The sequence below is a fragment of the Isoptericola sp. NPDC057559 genome (assembly GCF_042801555.1).
GTDB lineage: Bacteria > Actinomycetota > Actinomycetes > Actinomycetales > Cellulomonadaceae > Isoptericola.
This window is the reverse complement of the sequence record NZ_JBHVFQ010000026.1, coordinates 20,358-34,692: the sequence shown is the minus strand read 5'-3', so window position 1 is coordinate 34,692 and position 14,335 is coordinate 20,358. Positions and strand designations below refer to the sequence as shown.

Annotated in this window: 11 protein-coding genes; 2 read left to right on the top strand and 9 right to left on the bottom strand. The window is 72.8% G+C overall.

Annotated elements, in window-relative coordinates; translation table 11 throughout:
- Positions 1-92 precede the first annotated feature (92 nt).
- A complete protein-coding gene (locus tag ACFU5J_RS18395) occupies positions 93-1,214 on the top strand; it encodes a DUF4439 domain-containing protein (RefSeq protein ID WP_430579689.1) in 1,122 nt (373 codons plus the stop codon).
- Positions 1,215-1,234: 20 nt separating this feature from the next.
- Here the strand turns inward: ACFU5J_RS18395 and ACFU5J_RS18390 are convergent, their stop codons facing one another.
- On the bottom strand, positions 1,235-3,040 hold the full coding sequence (locus tag ACFU5J_RS18390) for a proline--tRNA ligase (RefSeq protein ID WP_430579688.1): 1,806 nt from the start codon (positions 3,038-3,040) through the stop codon (positions 1,235-1,237).
- Positions 3,041-3,156: 116 nt separating this feature from the next.
- Between ACFU5J_RS18390 and ACFU5J_RS18385 the strand changes: the two genes are divergently transcribed.
- Positions 3,157-4,047: a DNA-formamidopyrimidine glycosylase family protein gene (locus ACFU5J_RS18385; RefSeq protein WP_430579687.1), complete on the top strand. Its 891-nt coding sequence runs from the start codon at positions 3,157-3,159 to the stop codon at positions 4,045-4,047.
- Positions 4,048-4,079: 32 nt separating this feature from the next.
- Here the strand turns inward: ACFU5J_RS18385 and ACFU5J_RS18380 are convergent, their stop codons facing one another.
- From ACFU5J_RS18380 to ACFU5J_RS18345, 8 genes are all read right to left on the bottom strand, one after another.
- On the bottom strand, positions 4,080-5,270 hold the full coding sequence (locus ACFU5J_RS18380; protein WP_430579686.1) for a glycine C-acetyltransferase: 1,191 nt from the start codon (positions 5,268-5,270) through the stop codon (positions 4,080-4,082).
- Positions 5,270-6,313, bottom strand: coding sequence for an L-threonine 3-dehydrogenase (gene tdh, locus ACFU5J_RS18375; protein ID WP_430575158.1), 1,044 nt, complete (start codon positions 6,311-6,313; stop codon positions 5,270-5,272). Before tdh ends, ACFU5J_RS18380 begins: the two co-directional genes overlap by 1 nt.
- A gap of 169 nt (positions 6,314-6,482) precedes the next feature.
- Entirely contained in the window at positions 6,483-8,078 is a 1,596-nt protein-coding gene (locus ACFU5J_RS18370) for an ABC transporter substrate-binding protein (RefSeq protein ID WP_430579685.1), read from the bottom strand.
- The gene (locus ACFU5J_RS18365; RefSeq protein WP_430579684.1) at positions 8,078-9,130 is read right to left on the bottom strand and encodes an ABC transporter ATP-binding protein; all 1,053 of its coding nucleotides are present in this window, start codon (positions 9,128-9,130) and stop codon (positions 8,078-8,080) included. Before ACFU5J_RS18365 ends, ACFU5J_RS18370 begins: the two co-directional genes overlap by 1 nt.
- Positions 9,111-10,109 carry an ABC transporter ATP-binding protein gene (locus ACFU5J_RS18360; protein ID WP_430575155.1) on the bottom strand — a complete coding sequence of 333 codons (999 nt, stop codon included), beginning with the start codon at positions 10,107-10,109 and terminating at the stop codon, positions 9,111-9,113. Before ACFU5J_RS18360 ends, ACFU5J_RS18365 begins: the two co-directional genes overlap by 20 nt.
- Positions 10,106-10,996: an ABC transporter permease gene (locus ACFU5J_RS18355; RefSeq protein WP_430575154.1), complete on the bottom strand. Its 891-nt coding sequence runs from the start codon at positions 10,994-10,996 to the stop codon at positions 10,106-10,108. Before ACFU5J_RS18355 ends, ACFU5J_RS18360 begins: the two co-directional genes overlap by 4 nt.
- On the bottom strand, positions 10,989-11,918 hold the full coding sequence (locus ACFU5J_RS18350) for an ABC transporter permease (RefSeq protein ID WP_430579683.1): 930 nt from the start codon (positions 11,916-11,918) through the stop codon (positions 10,989-10,991). Before ACFU5J_RS18350 ends, ACFU5J_RS18355 begins: the two co-directional genes overlap by 8 nt.
- Positions 11,918-14,260 carry an ROK family protein gene (locus tag ACFU5J_RS18345; protein ID WP_430579682.1) on the bottom strand — a complete coding sequence of 781 codons (2,343 nt, stop codon included), beginning with the start codon at positions 14,258-14,260 and terminating at the stop codon, positions 11,918-11,920. The genes ACFU5J_RS18350 and ACFU5J_RS18345 overlap by 1 nt, the downstream gene beginning before the upstream one ends.
- Positions 14,261-14,335: the final 75 nt, after the last annotated feature.

The following is a 14,335-nucleotide window of genomic DNA, read 5'->3' as shown; positions in this document are numbered from 1 at the left end:
GAACGACCGGCCCCGTTCGCGCCGGCGGCGTGCCGGGCCGCACGGAGGAACGTCACACCGACGCCCCTGCGCGCGTGGCATCATCGGCATCGATGGAACCGCTGCCCGCCCCCGCCCGGCCTTCCGCCCCCGCCGAGGCCGGGGTCGCCGTCCGCCGCCGCCCCCGGGCGGCCGCCGCCGGGGCGGTCCTGCTGGTCGGCCTGCTGGCCGGGTGCGGCGTGCGGCTGGAGGCGCCGCCGGCCGCCGAGCCGGTCCCCGACGCCCACGAGGTGGTGCGGCGCACCGCCGTCTCGGACGCGCTGCTCGTGGCCGACGGCGCGGAGGTCGCCCTCGAGGAGGTGCCCGCCGACCGGAAGCGCCTCGTCGACGAGCTCACCCGGATCGTGGCCGACTCCCGCGCGCAGGCCGAGGCGCTGGGCGGCGAGTACGAGTCCGGCCTCGCGAGCGGCGAGCCGACCGGTGCGCAGTCCTCCACCTGGGACAAGGCCGACCCCGCCGACGTGGTCAAGGCGCTGGAGGACGCCGCCGCGCGCTCGCGCACCGCGGCCGGCACCACGACCGACGGCCCGCTGGCGCGGCTGGTCGCCTCCGTCGGGGCCGCGCAGACGGTCTCCGCCCAGCGGCTCGCGGCGCTGGCCCGCGTCGACGGGCCGGACGTCGTCGTGCCCGAGGTCCCCGCCCCGACCGGGTCGGGTCGCGCGGCCGAGGAGGCGTCGGGCTCCCCCTCCCCGAGCGGCTCGGGCGACGGGGACACCGCGGAGCAGGAGGAGGAGACCCGCGACGCCACCGTGCCCGAGGGCCTCACCGCGCACGACCTGAGCACGCTGGTGGTGTCCGAGGACGCCACGCGCTACGCCCTGCAGCTGCGCGCGGCGATCGGCTCCGGCGACCGTCGCGAGCGGCTGCTGGAGCGCGTGGCCCAGCACGCCGAGCGCGCCGACGGGTGGGCCGCCGTCGCCGGCACCCAGGCGACGGCGCAGGACCCCCGCCGCGCCGCGTACGCCGTCCCCCGGGTCGCCGACCTCGGCGACAAGGGCCTGGTGCTCGACCTCGAGAACGACCTCGCCACCGACTACGCGACGCTCGTCGGCACCACGACCGCCGGTACGCGCTCCGTGCTGGTGGACCTGCTGGTCGACTCGGCCGTCGCGCTCGACGACTGGGGCGCGACGCCCGTGCCGTTCCCCGGCCTGCCGGAGCAGGCCGGGGACTGACCCGGGCCGCGAGCCCCGGGCTACCGGTCGAGCAGCTCCGCGACCTTCGCGGTCACGACCTGCGCGGCGTCCGCCACGGCCACCTGCTCCGACGCACCGGCGCGGGGGCGCACCTCGACGAGGCCGTCGGCCAGCCCGCGGCCGACCACCACGATCAGCGGGACGCCGAACAGCTCCGCGTCGGCGAACTTCACGCCCGGCGACACCTTGGGGCGGTCGTCGTAGATCACCTCGACGCCGGCGTCGGACAGCTCGGTGGCGAGCTTCTCCGCGGCGTCGAACACCTCGGTGCCCTTGCCCGTCGCGACGACGTGCACGTGGGCCGGAGCCACCTGGATCGGCCAGGCGAGGCCCTTCTCGTCGTGGTTGCCCTCGGCGATCGCGGCGACCGCGCGGGTCACGCCGACGCCGTAGGACCCCATGGTCACGGTGACGGCCTTGCCGTTCTCGTCCAGCACCTTGAGGTCGAGCGCCTCGGCGAACTTGCGGCCGAGCTGGAACACGTGGCCCATCTCGATGCCCCGCGCCGTCTCGAGGGTCCCGTCGCCGTTCGGGCAGGGGTCACCGGGTCGGACCTCCGCCACCTCGATCGTGCCATCCGCCGTGAAGTCCCGGCCCGCGACGAGGTCGATGACGTGCTTGCCGGGCTCGTTCGCGCCGGTGACCCAGCGGGTGCCGGCGACGACACGCGGGTCCAGGAGGTAGCGGACCTTCGACGGGCTCTCCTCGCCGAGGGCCCCGGGCCCGATGTAGCCCTTGACCAGCGCCGGGCGGGCGGCGAAGTCCTCCTCGCCGAACGGGGTGAACTCCGCCGGGTAGAAGGCGGCCTCCATCCGCTTGACGTCCACCTCGCGGTCGCCGGGGACGCCGATGGCGACGGCCTCGACGCTGCCGTCCGGGTGCTGCAGAAGGAACAGCACGTTCTTCAGCGTGTCGCCCGCCTGCCACGGCCGGTCGTCGCGGCCGAAGCGCTCGTTAAGGACGCCGACGAGGGACTCGATGGTCGGCGTGTCGGGGGTGTCCTCGGCGTGGGCGGCCGGGGCGTCGTCCCACGGCACCGGGTCGGGGACGGGGACGTGCGCGGCCTCGACGTTGGCGGCGTACCCGCAGGCGGCGCACTCCACGTAGGTGTCCTCGCCGATCGGCGACTTGGCGAGGAACTCCTCCGACTTGGAGCCTCCCATCGCGCCGGCGTGCGCCGAGACGATCACGTACTCGAAGCCGAACCGGTCGAACATCCGCTGGTAGGCGGCACGGTGCCGGGCGTAGCTCGCGTCGAGCCCGGCGTCGTCGACGTCGAACGAGTACGAGTCCTTCATGATGAACTCGCGCCCGCGGATGAGGCCGGCCCGGGGGCGCGCCTCGTCGCGGTACTTCGTCTGGACCTGGTACAGCGCCAGGGGCAGGTCCTTGTACGAGGAGTACAGGTCCTTGACCAGCAGGGTGAACATCTCCTCGTGCGTGGGCGCGAGGAGGTAGTCCGCCTCCTTGCGGTCCTTCAGGCGGAAGATGTTGGGGCCGTACTCGGTCCAGCGCCCGGTGGCCTCGTACGGCTCGCGCGGCAGCAGCGCCGGGAAGTGCACCTCCTGCGCGCCGATCGCGTCCATCTCCTCGCGGACGACGGCCTCGACCTTCGCCAGCACGCGGAGGCCGAGCGGGAGCCACGTGTAGATGCCGGGGGCGGCGCGGCGGATGTAGCCGGCGCGCACGAGCAGCCGGTGGCTCGCGACCTCGGCGTCGGCCGGGTCCTCGCGCAGGGTGCGGACGAAGAGCTGGGACAGGCGGAGCAGGTCGCCCTGGGGCTGGCGGGCGGACACGATCGACATGGGGGCCAGCCTAACGGCGCGGCGGGCCTCCCCCGGCCGGTGTCGCCGCCGCACGTCCGGCCGCACCTCCGGTCACATCTCTGGTCGCCGTCGCGCCGTGCTGGCAGCATGGCGGCATGCCCGAGCTTCCCGAGGTGCAGGCGCTGGCGGAGTTCCTCGACGCCCGGACGTCCGGCCGGCGGATCGTCGCCGCCGACGTCGCCGCGATCGCCGCGCTGAAGACCTTCGACCCGCCCGTGAGCGCGCTCGTCGGGCGCGAGGTCGCGGGCGTCACCCGCCACGGCAAGTGGGTCGACCTCACCGCGGCGGGCGACGACGGCGCGATCCACCTGCTGTTCCACCTGTCGCGCGGCGGGTGGGTGCGCTGGTCCGACCAGGCGCCGACGGCGCCCGTGCGCCCCCGCATGGGCGGCTCGTCCCGCGGGCCCGCCCTGGCGCTGCGGGTGCGCCTCGACGACGGCGCGGGCTTCGACCTCACCGAGGCGGGCACCCGCAAGCGGCTCGCCGTCCACGTGGTCCGCGACCCGCAGGAGGTGGAGCAGGTCGCGACGCTCGGCGTCGACCCGCTGTCGCCGGACTTCACCGTGGCCGTGCTCGCCGCGCTCATGCGCGAGCGGAACCAGCAGGTCAAGGGCCTGCTGCGCGACCAGCGGGCGATCGCCGGCATCGGCAACGCCTACTCCGACGAGATCCTGCACGTGGCGCGGACGTCGCCGTTCAAGCTGACGCGGTCGTTCACCGAGGACGAGGTCGCCGCCCTGCACGACGCCGTCGTCACGACCGTGCGCGACGCCGTCGCCGCGTCGGCGGGCAAGCCCGCCAAGGAGCTCAAGGACGCCAAGCGCGCGGGCATGCGCGTGCACGGCCGCACGGGCGAGGCGTGCCCGGTCTGCGGCGACGTCGTGCGCGAGGTGAGCTTCGCCGACCGGTCGCTCCAGTACTGCGCCACCTGCCAGACCGGCGGGCAGGTGCTCGCCGACCGGCGGATGTCGAAGCTGCTCAAGTAGCCCCGCCTGGCGGCCCTGCCGACCGGCCGCCGTCAGCCCGCGGCGACGGCCTCCCGCGACGCGACGAAGGCGTCGACGCACGCCTGCACCTGCTCGGGCGTGTGCGCGGCGGACAGCTGCACGCGGATGCGCGCCTCGCCGCGGGGCACCACGGGGAAGCTGAACGCCGTGACGTACACGCCGCGCTCCCCCATCGCCGCGGCGACCCGGGCGGCCAGGACGGCGTCGCCGAACATCACCGGGACGATCGGGTGCTCGCCGGGCAGCAGGTCGAAGCCCGCCTCGGTCATGAGGCGGCGGAAGAGCTCCGCGTTCCTGGTGAGGTTCGCGCGGAGTTCGCCGGCGGTCTCCACGAGGTCGAGCGCCGTGAGGGTGCCCGCCACGATCATCGGCGCCAGCGTGTTGGAGAACAGGTACGGGCGGGCGCGCTGGCGCAGCAGGTCGACGATCTCCTGGTGCGCGGCGACGTAGCCGCCGGACGCACCGCCGAGGGCCTTGCCGAACGTGCCGGTGAGGATGTCGACGCGGTCCGCCACCCCGCACAGCTCGGGGGTGCCCCGGCCGTGCTCACCCATGAACCCGACGGCGTGCGAGTCGTCGACCAGCACCAGCGCGGAGTACCGGTCGGCGAGGTCGCAGATCTCCCGCAGCGGGGCGAGGTAGCCGTCCATCGAGAAGACGCCGTCGGTGACGACCACGACGTGCCGGGCGCCGCCGTCACGGGCCGCGCGCAGCTGGTCCTCGAGGTCGGCCATGTCGCGGTTGCGGTACCGGAAGCGGGCCGCCTTCGACAGCCGGATGCCGTCGATGAGGGACGCGTGGTTGAGCGCGTCCGACACGATCGCGTCCTCGGCGCCGAACAGCGTCTCGAAGACGCCGCCGTTCGCGTCGAAGCAGGACGAGAAGAGGATGGCGTCGTCCGTCTCCAGGAAGCCGGCGAGGCGCCGCTCCAGCGTCCGGTGCTGGTCCTGCGTGCCGCAGATGAACCGCACGCTGGCCAGGCCGTACCCCCAGGTGTCGAGGGCGTCGCGCGCCGACGCGAGGATGCGCGGGTCGTCCGCGAGGCCGAGGTAGTTGTTGGCGCAGAAGTTGAGCAGCTCGGCGCCGTCGGCGCGGATGCGGGCGCCCTGCGGGCCCGCGATGCCGCGCTCGTGCTTCGTCAGGCCCGCGGCCTCGATCTCGGCGAGCTCGCCCGCCACGTGCTCCCGGAACGTCCCGTACATCACCACTCCGTCCAGTCCAGTACCACCTTGCCGCCGTGCGCCGAGGCCGCGGCCTCGAAGCCCTCGTGCCACCGGCTCGCGGGGAGCCGGTCCGTGACGACCGACGCGATCGCCGTGCGCAGCGTCTCGCTGGTGCGCAGCATCGCGTCCATCGCCTGCCACGTCTCGAACATCTCGCGGCCGTAGATGCCCTTGAGCGTGAGCATGTGCGTCACCACCGTGCCCCAGTCGACGGCGATCGGCCCGGCCGGGAGGCCGAGCATCGCGATCCGGCCGCCGTGGTTCATGTTCTCGATCATCTCGGGCAGCGCGCTCGGCGCGCCGCTCATCTCGAAGCCGACGTCGAAGCCCTCGCGCAGCCCCAGCTCGCGCTGCGCGTCGGCGACGCGCGCGGTGCGCACGTCGAGCGCCGCGTCCGCACCCATCGCCCGCGCCATCTCCAGGCGCGCCGGGCTCACGTCGGTGCCCACGACCAGGTGCGCGCCCGCGTGCCGCGCGACGGCGATCGCCATGAGGCCGATCGGCCCGCAGCCGGAGACGAGCACGTCCTCGCCGATCACGGGAAATGCGAGCGCCGTGTGCACCGCGTTGCCCAGGGGGTCGAAGATCGCGGCGACGTCGAGGTCGACGCCCGCGTGGTGCACCCACACGTTGGTCGCGGGCAGCACCACGTACTCGGCGAACGCGCCGTCGCGGTGCAGGCCGAGGCCCTGCGTGCGGATGCACATCTGGCGGCGGCCGGCCCGGCAGTTGCGGCACGTGCCGCACACGATGTGGCCCTCCCCGGACACGATGTCGCCCACCGCGACGTCGTGCACCAGCTCGCCGACCTCCACGACCTCGCCGACGAACTCGTGCCCGGGCACCAGCGGCGTCTTGATCGTGGACGCGGCCCAGTCGTCCCACCGCTCGATGTGCAGGTCGGTGCCGCAGATCCCGGTGCGCAGCACGCGGATCTTCACGTCGCCGATCCCGGCCTCCGGCTCCGGCCGGTCCACCAGCTCGAGGCCGGGCCCGGGGCCCGGCTTGAACAGCGCCTTCACTCAGCTCTCCTTGACACCCGTCGTCCCCCGGCCGCACGCACCCTCGCGCGCACCGTCACCGCGGGAACTGTCTCCCTATTCGCCCCCCCGCCGCCACCGCGGGGGGGCGCCGCCCCGCGGGGGGGGGGCGGCGGGGCGGCGCCCGCCCGACCCCTCCCGGGCCGTCCGCTCAGGAGCAGGTGACCTCGGTGCGGTAGATCTGCTGGTCGCCGCCCGCGGCGTGCGGGACCACGCACGGCGTGTGCGCGATGTAGCGGACCTGCTGGTACAGCGGCTGCAGCACCTGGTCGGCGAGGATCCTGTCCTCGGCCTTCTGCCACTGCGCGATCGCCTCGTCCGGCGTCGGGGCCGCGAGCGCCGCGGCCACGGCGGCCTCGCCCTGAGGGTCGGAGTACTTGAGGCGGTAGTTCGCGTCGATGTACACCGACGCCACCCACTCCGACGCCGCGGGGAACGACGAGCCCCACAGCTGGATGATCGGGCCGTCCAGCTCGTAGGAGTTCACCGTCTCCGACAGGGCCGCGGCGGGCACCGGCTTGGGCTCGACGACGAGGCCGATCTCCTTGGCGGAGTTGGAGATAGCGAGGGCCGTCGCCGCGTCGGTGGTGCTCTCCGACGAGTAGTTCAGCGGGATGGTGCCGGTGAAGCCCGACTTCTCGATCAGAGCCTTGGCGGCGTCCGGGTCGAACGTGCAGTACCGGCCGCAGGCGTCCTCGCGGAAGGCGTCCACCGAATTCGGCATGAGCGACCCCCACGGGAGGGTCGCGCCCTTGAACAGGTCCTTCGAGATGGTCTCGCGGTCCACGATCATCGAGAACGCCTGGCGGACCTCGATCGGGAACTTCTCGTCGAGGTACGTGGGCCACGCGAAGTAGGCGGCGAGGGCGTTGCGGTCGATCGCCGTGAGCCCCTTGTCCCCCAGCGCGTTGCGCCCCTGGGCGATGAGGCCGGGCGGCAGGTCGCGGAGCACGTCGGCGTTGCCCGCGACCACGTCCTGGTAGGCCGTGTTGGTGTCGGTGTAGACGCGGAAGGTGATCTGGTCCGCCGCGCCGTCGGGCACCCAGCCCTGGTACTTCGGGTCCTTCTTCAGCACGGCCTCGACCTGCGGGTCGAGCTTCTCCAGCGTGTAGACCCCGTTGCCGACCGGCTTCTTGTCGTAGGCCAGCGGGTCGGCGAACGCGCTCTCCGGCATCGGGCAGAAGGCCAGCTGCGACAGGATGTACGGCACGTCGTTGTTGGGCGCCTTCGTCTCGATCGTGAAGGTGCTGTCGTCGACGAGCGTGATGCCCGAGAACTCCGTCGCGGTCGCCTTGCCCTCGGCGGGGTTCAGCTCGTCGTAGCCCTTGATCGGCCCGTACGCGTAGTTCGAGGGCATCGCGTTGACGCCGGCGCCGACGAAGTTGAACGTGTCGACGTACGTCTTCGCCGTGATCGGGGTGCCGTCCGAGAAGGTGTGGCCGTCGGCGACCTTCACCGTCCACGTGACCTGGTCGTCGCTCTCGAGCGACTCGGCACCACGCATGAAGACCGCGCCGTCCTCCTCGATGCCGGTCAGCGGCTCGCAGAGCGCCATGGCGATCTGGCTGCCGGGGTTCTGGGCGCCGGTGATCCGGCCGATCTCGCCGTTGTTGACGGCGACGATCGACGTCGAGCCGTCGGCGGCGTCGCTGCCGCCCCCGGGCTCGCCGAGACAGCCGGACAGCATCGAGGTGCACGCAGCGGCGGCGACGATGCCGACCGCGATGCGGCTGCTCCTACGGTTCATCAGTGGTTCCTTTCGGACAGGGTGAGAGGGGAGGAGAGCGTGGAGACCATGCCGACGCGCGACCGGGTGATCTGCTCGGCGAGGTGGCAGGAGGCGTGGTGGTCCGGGCGGCCGCCGGGGACGGGCGCCAGGGCGGGCACGTCGGTGGCGCACCGCTCGACCGCCGCGTAGCAGCGGGTGTGGAACGGGCAGCCGGGCGGCGGGTCGATCGGCGACGGCGGGTCGCCCTCGAGCACCACCCGCTCGAGGTGCTCGCCGGGCGCGAGCTTGCGCGGGATCGCCGACAGCAGCGCGCGGGTGTACGGGTGCGCGGTGGCGCCGTACACGTCGTCGCAGCCGCCCTGCTCGACGACCTTGCCGAGGTACATCGTCACGATGCGGTCGGACATGTGCTGGACGACGTCGAGGTCGTGCGCGATGAAGACGATCGACAGGCCGAGCTCGCGCTTGAGGCGGTTGAGCAGGTTGAGCACCTGCGCGCGCACCGAGATGTCGAGCGCGGAGACCGGCTCGTCGCAGACCAGCAGCCTCGGCTCGACGGCGAGCGCCCGGGCGATGCCGATCCGCTGCAGCTGCCCGCCGGAGAACTCGTGCGGGTAGCGGTGGGCGTGCTCGGGGTTCAGGCCGACCTGGGTGAGCAGCTCGCCCACCCGGTCCTCGACCTGCGACGCCGGCAGGAGCCGGTGCGTCGTGATGCCCTCCGCGACGGACTGCCCGACCGAGCGGCGCGGGTCGAGCGAGGCGTGCGGGTCCTGGAACACCATCTGCACCTCGCGGTGCAGCAGCGTCTTGCGGTCGGCGTGCGACATCGCACCGACGTCCGCGCCGTTCCAGCGCACGACTCCCTCGCTGGGCGCCTCCAGGCCGCAGATGATGCGCGCGAGCGTGGACTTGCCGCAGCCGGACTCGCCGACCAGGCCCACCGTCTCGCCCTCGGCCACCGAGAGGTCCACGCCGTCGACGGCCCGGACCTGCCCGTGCGCCCCGCGCGAGAACATCGTGTGCTTCTGCTTGTAGTAGCGGCGTACCGACTCAAGCTCCAACAGCGGCACCGGCCAGCACCTCCTCCTTGTGGTGGCAGGCGGCGGCGCGGTCCTCGACGAACGTGTCCAGGGGCGGCAGCGCCGTGCGGCACTCGTCGGTCGCGTACCCGCAGCGCGGGTTGAAGCTGCAGCCGGGCGGCCGGCGCGCGATGTCCGGCGGCAGGCCCGGGATCGTCGGCAGGTCGCCGCCGCGGTGCGCCGCCCCGGGGATCGAGCCGAGCAGCCCCTGGGTGTACGGGTGCGCGGGGTGGTCGAACATGCTGCCGATCGGGCCCGACTCGGCGACCCTGCCCGCGTACATGACCAGCGCCCGGTCGGCGAGCTGACCGGCGACGCCGAGGTCGTGGGTGATCATCAGCAGCGCCATCTTCCGCTGCTCGGTGATCTCGGCCAGCAGCTCCAGGATCTGCGCCTGCACGGTCGCGTCGAGCGCCGTGGTCGGCTCGTCCGCGATGAGGACGTCCGGGTCCAGCGCGAGCGCCATCGCGATCATGATGCGCTGGCGCATCCCGCCGGAGAACTGGAACGGGTAGTCGCCGGCGCGCTTCGCCGCGTCGGGGATCCGCACCGCGCGCATCATCTCGACCGCGGCGTCGTGCGCCTGCTTCTTCCCCATCCCCCGGTGCACGCGGTACAGCTCGGCGATCTGCGTGGCCACCGTCTGCACCGGGTTGAGGGCGCTCAGCGCGTCCTGGAACACCATCGCGATGCGGGCGCCCTGCACCTTGCGCAGCCCCGCGGGCGGCAGGGTGAGCAGGTCGTCGCCGTCGAACAGGATCCGGCCGCCCGTGATGCGCGACGCGGGCCGGGGCAGGATGCCCATGATCGCCTTGGCGGTGATGCTCTTGCCGGAGCCGGACTCGCCGAGGACGGCGAGCGTCTCGCCGCGGTCGAGCGTGAAGCTCACGTCCTGCAGCGCGGCGATGGGCGGGCTGCCCGGCGAGCGGAACTCGAGGGAGAGGTGCTGGACGTCGAGGAGCGCGGTCATCGGCGGGCCTTCGGGTCGAGGGCGTCGCGCAGGCTCTCGCCGAGCACGACGAAGGCGAGCGTGGTGAGCCCGAGCATCAGCGCGGGGAAGAACATCAGCAGCGGTGCGATCTGCCAGTTGCCGTCCTGGCTCGCCAGGGCGATCTGGATGCCCCAGGAGAACGCGGGCAGCTTGAGCCCGACGCCGAGGATCGAGAAGCCCGCCTCGGCGGCCATGCCGGCGCCGACCGACAGCGTCGTCATGACGATCAGCGGCGTGACGGCGTTGGGGACCACGTGGGAGGCGAGGATGCGCCAGGGCCCGACGCCCAGGCCGCGGGCGGCCTGGATGAACTCCAGGTTCCGCACCTGCATGACGGAGCTGCGCATGTAGCGCATGGTCGCGGCCCAGCTGAACAGGACGAGGACGAGGACGATCGTCCACACCGTGCGGGAGCGGAACTGGTACAGGATCACCAGGCTGGCGATGCCGACCGGGATGCCGAGCACCACGTTCGACGTCCACGAGATGACCGAGTCCACGACCCCGCCGAAGTAGCCGGCGAGCGAGCCGGCGACGAGCGCGATGACGAACGAGATCGCCGCGGTGTAGACGCCGACCTCGAGCGAGGTCCGCGCGCCGTAGACGATGTTCGACCAGTAGTCGCAGCCCTGGATGTCGAAGCCCATCGGGTGCCCGGGCGCCGGCCCCAGGCGCGACTGGGACAGGTCGCAGTCGCGCGGGTCGAGCTGCGTGAACAGCGTCGGGAACAGCGCCATGAGCGTGACGACGGCGATGATGAGGACCGCGAGGTCGAACCACGGGCTCTTCCAGAGGCTGCGCAGGCCGCTGCGCGGGCGCCCCCGGCGGGAGGTGGCCGCCGGCGGCGCGACGGTGGACTCAGGCATGGCGCACCCTCGGGTCGATGATCGGGTAGAGGAGGTCCACGACGAGGGCCGCGACCAGGTAGAACAGCAGGAGGAACACCGAGACGCCGACGACGACCGGCCCGTTCTGCGTGTCGATCGCGCGGGCGAGCGTGCCGCCCAGGCCGGGCAGGTTGAAGATCGTCTCGATGAGCACCGAGCCGCCCAGCAGCGCCGCCATGCTCAGCCCGAGGTACGTCACCACCGGCATGAAGGCGTTGCGCAGCGCGTGGACCCACATGATCCGGCGCGGGGGAAGCCCCTTGGCCGTCGCGGTGACGATGTAGTCCGACCGCATGGTGTCGACGAGGCTGGTGCGGCTCAGCCGCGCCAGCGGCGACGCGGTCTCGAGCGCCAGCACGAGCGCCGGCATGACGAACGCCAGCGGGAACCCCGCCTGGACCCCGGAGATCGGCAACCAGTGCAGCTTGATGCCGAACACGTACTGCGAGAAGTACGCGATGATGAAGCCGGGCACCGCCAGGAAGAAGATCGTGAAGAACAGGTTGAACTTGTCCGGCAGCCTCCCCTGGCGCAGCCCCGCCCAGACCCCGAGGCACACGCCGATGGCGAGCTTCAGCAGGAACGCCGTCAGCGCCAGCACCATCGTGTAGGGCAGCGCGGTCGCGATCAGGGTGGACACGGAGTTGCCGTTGAAGTCGTGGCCGAAGTTGCCGTGCAGCACGCCCCACAGATACTTCGCGTACTGCACGAAGAACGGGTCGTCGAGGTTGTACTGGTCCCGGATCGCCGCGATCGTCGAGTCCGAGAGCCGCTTCTCCCCGCCGGCCAGCCGGGTGACGGGGTCGCCGGGGATGAGGAACACCAGCAGGTAGACGAGCAACGTCGAGCCGATGAGGGTCGGCACCATCATCAGGATGCGCCGCAGCGCGTACCGGAGCATCAGCGGCGGACCGGCTGGTGCGCGGCGTAGTAGTCGAGCAGCTCGTCGGGGAGCCGCGGGATCTCGAAGGGCGTGGACTCCGAGCGGATCGACAGCGCGCCGCCGATCCCCGCCGCGACCGCGTCGCGCGCCGCGACGGGACTCGTGTCGGTGGGGGTGCCGCGCCGCACGAAGTCGACGAACTCGGCGACCGTGAGCGGGTCGGCGCCGCCGTGCCCGCCGTCGCCGCCGTCCTCGATCGGGTAGCGCACGTGCCCCTTCTCGAGGTAGTCGCTGCGGGCGTTCCACACCCGGATCTCGCCGCCGGCGTCGTCGTCGAAGTTCTCGATGCGCCCCTCGGTGCCGATCACCGTGTAGTTGCGCCAGTAGTCCGGGGTGAAGTGGCACTGCTGGTAGCTCATGAGCACGCCCGAGTCGGTCCGCATCATGATCATCGAGATGTCCTCGACGTCGATGACGGGGTTGAGGTCCTGCTGCGCCAGCGGCGGCCAGTTCTGCATGGAGAACCAGTCGCCCATGCGGCGGTCGGAGTTGTCCCGGCGCGAGTCGACCTTGTCGTAGACCGCGAGGTCGCCGACGCCGACGACCGACCGGGTGGAGGTCCCGGCGATCCAGTGCATGACGTCGATGTCGTGCGCGCCCTTCTGCAGCAGCAGGCTCATCGCCTTGTCGCGCTCGGCGTGCCAGTCCTTGAAGTAGTAGTCGCCGCCGTGGCCGACGAAGTGACGGCACCAAATCGCCTTGACCTCGCCGATCTCGCCCCGGTCCACGATGTCCTTGAGCATCCGGACGACCTGCATGTGGCGCATGTTGTGGCCCACGTAGACCTTGGTGCTGGTGCGGTGCCCCGCCTCGAGGATGCGGTCGGCGTCCTCGATGGAGATGGCCAGCGGCTTCTCGATGTAGGTGGCGATGCCCGCCTCGAGCAGCTCGACGGACACGTCGGCATGGGTGAAGTCGGGCGTCGTCACGAACGCGCCGTCGACCTCGATGCCCGAGTCGACCAGCTCCGTCACGGACGCGAACACCGGCACGTCGCCGAAGAGGCGCGCGGCCCGGGCGTGCGTCCGCGGGTCGGGGTCCACGGCGGCGACGACGCTGCCGCCTGCCTCCTTGACGTGCAGCGCGACGCCGGCGCGGGCGCCGATGCCGATCGCGGCGGCTCGGAAGGGGGTCGTCTCGGCGACGCGTGCGGTGCTCATCTCTTCGTTCTCCGGATCGATGGTGACGAGGGGCGCCGGGACGTCCGGCAGCCCGTAGATGCGGGTGGAGTGCTTGGTGAAGGCCAGGCCGAGGGCGCCGAGGACCGCGGCGTCCGCGCCCAGCTCCCCGCCGCGGATGAGCCGCGGGCCGGCCTGGATGCCCGTCACGGCGGTGCGGATGCCGTCGGCGAGCGGCCCGGCCACGAGGTCGGCGAACTCGCCGAGCTCGCCGCCCAGCACGATGACGTCGGGGTCGACGGTGAGGAGCAGCGCGGCGAGCGCCGGCGCCATCGCGGCGCTCAACGACTCCAGCGCCGCGAGCCCCGACAGGTCGGCGGGGTCGTCCCGCAGCCGGCGCAGCTGGGCGCCGACCCGCGGGACGGCCTCGAGCAGGGTGCCGGGCGGCACCTCGACGTCGCTGAACGCGCGGAGCAGGCCGACCTCCCCCGCCCGGCCGCGGCGGCCGCGGAGCACGTGGCCGTCCGCGGTGACCCGCGCCGAGACGTGGTGCCAGGTGAGCGCGTAGACGCCCGTCTCGGCGTCGGCGAGCGCGCCGCCGCGGGACTCGGCCTCGGCGGCGAGCGACAGGTCGTTGTCGACGACGACCGGCGACCCGAAGGACTCGGTGAACATCGCCGCGACGTCCCGGCCGTTCCACGCGGTGATCTGCGGGGCCGAGACGAGGATGCCGTCCTCGTCGATCAGGCCGGCGACCGCGACCCCGATCGCCGCGACGTTCGACGGCCGGTGGCCGGCGCGCTCCAGGGTCTGCTGCAGCAGGGCGCGGACGGGGGCGAGGGAGGGCTGGGCCGTGGTCGGCGGCGCGATCTCGGCGTCCTGGCGGCCCAGCACGCGCCCGGTCCGGTCGGCGACGACGATGCGGACGGCGCTGCGGGTCAGGTCGACGCCCACGACCACCGGCGATCCGGCGACCGGCGAGTAGGTGCGGGCCGGGCGGCCCGACGCCGCCCGCGCCTCTTGCTCGACGGCCAGCCCGGACTCCATGAGCTCGCCCAGCGCCGCCGTGACGGTCGGGCGCGACAGGCCGGTGCGCTCGGCCAGGTCCGAGATCGTCACCCGGCCCTGGTCCCGCAGGCTCGCCAGGCACTGGGCCACGAGCTTCACGTCGATGGCAGACATCCTTGACCCCAATTTCGAAGTAGCTTTCATCACCGTTGCGAAAGCAGTTTCGTCATTCTGGAGGCGCGCCACATC